Below are 6,584 nucleotides of genomic sequence, written 5' to 3' on the forward strand. Positions count from 1 at the left end.
GAATAAGTATTTCTAAAGTTTTTTATGCCAGTTCCATGCAGTTTCTATGATCTTATCGAGATCATCATATTTTGGTTTCCATTTCAAAACTTTTTTTGCTTTATCAGAGCTTCCCACAAGAATTGGGGGGTCTCCGGGTCTTCTTTCATCTTCAACAGCCCTGATATTTTTATCTGTTATTTTTCGTGCAGTTTCTATAACTTCTTTTACAGAAAAGCCGTTTCCATTTCCAAGATTAAAAACATCACTTTCTCCTCCATCTTGCAGATATTTAAGGGCTAGAATATGTGCATCCGCTAAATCAGTGACGTGTATATAGTCTCTTATGCATGTACCGTCAGGTGTATTATAATCGGTTCCAAATATTTTTATATCATCTCTCTTTCCTGCTGCAACATCCAGGATAAGTGGTATTAGGTGAGTTTCAGGATCGTGTAATTCTCCTACTTCACCTTCAGGATCAGCACCTGCAGCGTTAAAATACCTTAATGAAGCATATTTAAGTCCATATGCCTGGCTATAATCTTTCAATACCTGTTCTACAATGAGCTTTCCTCTTCCATAAGGGTTAATTGGATTTTGGGGATGGTTTTCAGTTATTGGGATTTCTACAGGATTTCCATAGGTTGCACAGGTTGATGAAAATACGAATTGTTTTACATTTTCTTCAAGCATCACCTGGAGAAGATTTAGGGTATTTTTCACATTATTAAGGTAGTATTTCTGTGGATCCTTTACAGATTCTCCCACATAGGTGAATGCGGCAAAATGCATAACTGCATCAATTGGATATTTCCTGAAAATTGACCGGATATCGTTAATATTACTTAAATCTCCCAGCTCAAAGTTTCCCCATTTTACAAATTTCTCATGCCCATAACTTAAATTATCAAAGACTACTGTTTCATAGCCTTGTTTGCTTATTTCTTTGTTTAAATGAGATCCTATGTATCCTGCACCGCCTACAATAAGTATCATTGTCTCACAAAAATCTCCGTTTTTTTAATTAATTTTATCAGCAATTTCAACCAGAATATCGTGATTTAATTAAGTGATAATTAATTAGATTGCCATAAATAAAATGTCTTTTGGTTAACCCTATTAGTTAACACATTTTAATCTCTACTTTTTAATGTCTATTCAAAGTAATTTTTTAATAAAAATCGTAACTTGAAGTACTAATTTTCCTCTTATTGGTCAATAGGTTTACAATCCTTGTTTTGCTGGAACACCTTCTGCAACGAAGACGAAGCAATTGAAACATTGAACATACTTGATTTTACAATCCTTGTTTTGCTGGAACACCTTCTGCAACTAAAGGAAGTGAAAAACAATGAAGGAAACAATATTAAGACGTTACAATCCTTGTTTTGCTGGAACACCTTCTGCAACTATTGAAGAAATACTCAAACATCCTGATGTTGAAATGTTACAATCCTTGTTTTGCTGGAACACCTTCTGCAACAAAGACATAACTTATTTTTTTATTTAGAAGAAATCGAGTTACAATCCTTGTTTTGCTGGAACACCTTCTGCAACAGCATCTGAAAATTGCTATTTTTACCATAATATCCATGGAAAATGCCGGGTTCAAAATTTTTTTGTGCAGATGATTTTTAAAAGCTTTACTTATAAAGTACTGCACAATGCAGTAAAAATCTTATTTTTCTATTTTTTCTATTTTTCATACTTATATTTACTTCTTACTCATTTATATCCTCTTCAGTTAGCATTACAGGCGTTTTATTTAGATAATCACAATAATAATCGATTCTTTTTTTGTACTCTTTCGCTTGGAATCTCTGAAGGCTCTTGTTATTATGAAATCAATGATATGAGCATCGTTTTCAATTTTTTCCTTGGTCATGGTTATTTTATTTGGTGATGGTAGTATAAAAACATAGATTTTTCCACTACAATATAGTATCAGTGTTCCTCGATTATATAAAATTATATTATAATTCTCTTTTTAATCTTTATAATTATTTTTAATAAAATTGTTAAAGAATATTGCTAATCATCCATTATTATAGATGAAATGAAACAACTTATGGATTCAATTATACAAAAGGTTAAATATCTTCATAAATTATTTTAAGCAATTACTAAATTTTAATACCAATTATATTAATCATAAGATGGTTATTTTTTAATATTTTACATGATTAATTGACTCTTGGTAAATTAGTAATATTTTATTGGGATAAATTAATTATGAGATTAAAATAAGGAACTCAAAACCATTTAGAGATAATTTATTTAGTAAAAGGAAATTTATTCAAATTAATAAGTTATAATCAGTAATTAATAGAGCTGAAGATTAATAATTAATTATAAAAACATTTAATAAATCTTTAAATAAAAAAAACAGATTTATTAGACTTTTTTTTAAAAAAATAAATCATAATATTTATATATACATAGAAAAAATATAATTAGACAGTCCAAAAAGCCCTACGCATGTATATTTTTACATTAGGGCACGGGGGCGGTACAATTAAGCGAAAGTCGTTGTATGCATTGCTACTTGCCATAGGCATAGTAATGTGTATTTTTCCCTTTATTGGGGGAACTAATAGCCATGTTGCCTCGAGTGAAAATGCAAAAATTGGCCTGGATGAAAAAGATATTTCAGAAATAGATGCAGCGGGAACTATCCGGTTAATTAAATACAAAAAATACAAGAAACCAAAAAAGAAGTACAAAAAAACAAAGAAAACATATAAAAAAGCCAAGGCAACATACATATACAAAAAATTGAAGGTCAGATACAAATATAGAGGAAAATGGAGAACAAAGTGGGTTTATAAGCGCTATAAAATTACCATCAAAAAAACCACAAAGGTTTCAAGAAGTAATGTAGGCGCAACAAATGTGGTTGTCACAAGTGAATACGTTTATGCGACTGCAAGATGTAGTTGTTCTTTATATACAGACTACAATTACCATACAAGAGTTTTCTGCAATTACAATCCAAGAACAAATCATTGGGGCGTTCTAAAATTTGAGCAGGGGCCAGCACCAAAGACATCTCCTGAAGGGCTTTGGGTTGCTACAGATACTGACATGGATTTCTGTTTAGTTCATGGAAGATCCCATGATAGTCGTAATGTATATTTAACACCTTATAATGGTGTTATTAATGGAATAAATGTTGTAAACGGTTACTTTACCACAGCTGTCAAGCCAGATGAACCCGCTACAAACACCACTGTAACAAACAGTACAAACCTTGACAATTCAACGAATAATACAGAAGGAGCTATCACTTCAAATGATACAAATGAAACGAATATTTAACAGATTTAACCCTAAACCTAATTAACGCAAATTAGGTTTCTTATTTTATTTTTAATTATTATTAGAGAGGAAATTCAAAATCATTAATTTTTTTCATTGGAATTTAATCATTTTAACGAATACTTTTTTTTGATTTTTAATATTAAAATTTTTCAATAGATCTTATTGTAATACTAATAATAAAATATATAATATATCATTAACAGATATAAGGTCACAGTACTATCTGAAGGTTATATAATGAACTGCTAATGAAAATCAAGTGATTGAAATTGTTTAAACATATTTGAAGCATTCATTGGAAAACGAATTGTAAAAACACCATGATAATATAAATTATAACAATAATCAAATTTTAATATGGCCTTCAAAAACTCCAAACAGGTTTTAATTCAGGGATATGGGATCGAAATGAGGATAAAAAGTCTGAGGTGAATAAAAAATGGATGAAAGAGGTCAATATAACATATTATATATTTTAATAGTAATTATAGTGATTATAGTGCTATTAAGATTATTAGGACTATTTTAAGATAATCAACGGTTTTTATGTGGATAGTTTAGGAAAAAATAAATTTACCTAAACTCCATTAATATTTCTTAATAAAAGTCCTTAATTAATGATAAAATTTCTTTTTTAGATAATTTAAAAATAGTAACCAAGTGTAAGGGTATTTATTCTATTGGTACTTCTTTACCTTTTTTAGTTTCAGTTAATGGAACTCTTACTGTTAATAAACCGTTTTTGAATGAAGCATTACTTTCATCAGCATTAAATTCGTGTGCGAGAACCCAGCAGCCCGTGTATTCCATATTTCTTCTTGGTGCTTTAACACAGAAGGTGTTTTCTGTTATTTTAACCTCTATATCATCTTTATTTACTCCTGGGAGTTCTATTTCCATTATATATTCATCTTCAGTATGATATATGAAAGCTGCAGGGGAAATGGGTATTTTTTGATTGGTTTCTTCATCAGCCATAAAATCACCAAGTAATAATTTTATTAAAAAAAGTATTTAAATATTTTTATGTCAATTAAGCTCAAATCCAGTAGGGGCCCCAATAGTAATATAATGGCAATATAAACTATTTAATTTAAGAATAAAAAGATATTTAAAAAAAAATTAAATTTCTTTTACTTTATATTGATAATATTCACCGTCTGGCTCATTTATTTTTTTAATTAAACCCTTATTCTCAAGTTTAATTATTAAATGGTACATCCCGAGATTACTGAGCTTTAAATCACCATAAAGCAGGTTTCCTTCAAGTATATGTCTTGAAATAAGGCCTTTATTATCTACTAATTTTTTAATAAGTTCAATTGCCTTCTCTTCTTCCCTGTTAAGCTCTTCCTGACGGACTTCTGCATTTGATTCAACAACGTTAATTTTAGAATCAACCCTTATTACCTTGATATAATTATCAACTTTAGAAATTAGCCCTTTATCCTCTAAACTATTTAACATATCCTTTAATTCGGTCTCAGACAGATCTAAATCTAATTTTAAAATATTGTAAGGTACTCCATCACTGTATTCTGCCTGGTTATATTTGATTTGATTTAAAATGGAATTCTCTTTCCTGGTGATTGTAATCATGTAAAAAAATTTGGAGTTCTGTGTCAGAAATTTATAATTCACTTATAAATGAATTATTACTCCCCTCCTGTTTATTTATTATGTTTGAATTAGATTTACTAATATATAATGTGTTTTATATTATATTTGAGACTTGAGGTTATTTATTCTATTAAAATTAATAAATTATTTTTTAAATTTTACTTACAAGAAAGCTATAAAAAATAAAATTTTAAGATGAGGGTGAATTTGGGGGGTATTATAATATTTTCCTTGGCTTCTTGGAATTCATTACGATAAAATATGGAATTAAACTTCTTCATCCTGCTCCGCGATACAGAATGGACAAACAGCAAGAGGATTATCTTCATTGTTTTTCTTTACAGGACAAGTGTACTTATCTTTTTCCTGTTTTACCTGAAAACCTCCAGGGAATGGTGTTCCAACCTGGTGGATGGGTTCTTCTTTGATAAATGTAGTATATAAAGATATGATGGAATAAATTCTAAGAAAAGCAGGATCTGCCTCTTCAATGTCTTCTCCCATTTTTTCTTGTTCTTCAAGAAGGTCAATAGCAATATTCAATTCCTCAATATCCAACTGGCCAGTGTATTGCAAATTATCATTTTTAACATCTAGAATACGGATTATTAATTCAGTTTCAGCTTTTATGAAATCCTTCTTGTAACTGGTATGTATACATTCTGCTTGTTGTTGAATTTGAAGACTGCAACGTACAATATCATTAAAATTCAACTTTTTCGCGTCTTCATTAAGTACCATTAAAAGCTCATTTTTAGTTATCTGACCTTGGAGAGCCAAACTTTTCAATTTACCTAGCATCAAATTAATCTCCTATAAAATCAGGAATTAATAATTTTTCCATCATATAATCTTTGACTAATGTAAGTTCTATTTTTTAACAGCTTCTTCAAAAGCATCCCTGTGAAAACCTGATGCCATTTCCTTTTTACACTCCTCATCAGAAAATAGCCTCATTTTAGCTGCCCTACAAGGATAATGCTGTAATTTAAGACCGGCTTCAGTACACATTTCTTCTAAATCAGAACTGTTCGAATACTTATCCAATATGTATTCTGTTACAAATGTTGTTGATCCACATGGAGATGACCGTTCTACAGTTATATCAGCTAATTTACCATCTTTAAGTTCTATTTTTACTTTAGGTTTCCCGATTTTAGATGCAAATTCATCAAATACTGGATTACCGTTTTCTTCTAATTCGCACATTATATAAGGGCAAGTTACATTTTCATAATTTTCTAATTGGTTTTTAAACCCTTCACCTCTCCATGCGGCGACGATTATGTAATCTACATCTTTATTAACCATGTCAATAAGGTCTAATGTAAGATCAGGGTGTTGTGTATAGGTTATTAAAATATTTGCATCTTTTATTTTAGTTAATTGGTCTTCAGGAATGTCTATTTCATCCATGAACATTGATGTAGGTTGTTCCAGTTCAATAAATTCTGTATCGAATTCTTTTTTGATATTTTCAAATGCTCTATCACCGTATGGTCCGTCTGTAGCTATTACCACTTTTAACATATTATTCACCTGTTTTTAAATAAGATTATTTTCTAAATTCTTTAGTTATCCACATTATAATTTCATCTCTAACTTCTCTAAATACTCTCATTTTTTCTTTTTCGTCTCCTTTAACACATACAGGATCTTTA

Annotated in this window: 6 protein-coding genes and 1 CRISPR repeat array; of the genes, 1 reads left to right on the forward strand and 5 read right to left on the reverse strand. The window is 29.7% G+C overall.

What is annotated here, in order from left to right; genetic code table 11:
* Positions 1-12: 12 nt before the first annotated feature.
* Complete coding sequence (galE, locus tag QMD61_06865) at positions 13-978, reverse strand: UDP-glucose 4-epimerase GalE (GenBank protein MDI6724353.1); 966 nt, start codon at positions 976-978, stop codon at positions 13-15.
* Between the two features lie 228 nt (positions 979-1,206).
* Positions 1,207-1,539: direct repeats of the CRISPR family, unit length 36 nt; unit sequence TTACAATCCTTGTTTTGCTGGAACACCTTCTGCAAC.
* A gap of 921 nt (positions 1,540-2,460) precedes the next feature.
* On the opposite strand from galE, the gene QMD61_06870 reads away from it, so the two are divergent.
* A complete protein-coding gene (locus tag QMD61_06870; GenBank protein ID MDI6724354.1) occupies positions 2,461-3,300 on the forward strand; it encodes a hypothetical protein in 840 nt (279 codons plus the stop codon).
* A 675-nt stretch (positions 3,301-3,975) separates the two neighbouring features.
* On the opposite strand, the gene QMD61_06875 is transcribed toward QMD61_06870, so the two are convergent.
* From QMD61_06875 to QMD61_06890, 4 genes are all read right to left on the reverse strand, one after another.
* Positions 3,976-4,281, reverse strand: a complete 306-nt coding sequence (locus QMD61_06875; GenBank protein ID MDI6724355.1) for an Hsp20/alpha crystallin family protein — start codon at positions 4,279-4,281, stop codon at positions 3,976-3,978.
* A 144-nt stretch (positions 4,282-4,425) separates the two neighbouring features.
* A complete protein-coding gene (locus QMD61_06880) occupies positions 4,426-4,902 on the reverse strand; it encodes a hypothetical protein (protein MDI6724356.1) in 477 nt (158 codons plus the stop codon).
* Between the two features lie 288 nt (positions 4,903-5,190).
* A complete protein-coding gene (locus QMD61_06885) occupies positions 5,191-5,724 on the reverse strand; it encodes a DUF2115 family protein (protein ID MDI6724357.1) in 534 nt (177 codons plus the stop codon).
* A 69-nt stretch (positions 5,725-5,793) separates the two neighbouring features.
* Positions 5,794-6,453 carry a DUF166 family protein gene (locus QMD61_06890; GenBank protein MDI6724358.1) on the reverse strand — a complete coding sequence of 220 codons (660 nt, stop codon included), beginning with the start codon at positions 6,451-6,453 and terminating at the stop codon, positions 5,794-5,796.
* Between the last annotated feature and the right edge of the window lie 131 nt (positions 6,454-6,584).

Origin of the sequence: Methanobacterium sp., from assembly GCA_030017655.1 — an archaeon.
GTDB lineage: Archaea > Methanobacteriota > Methanobacteria > Methanobacteriales > Methanobacteriaceae > Methanobacterium_D.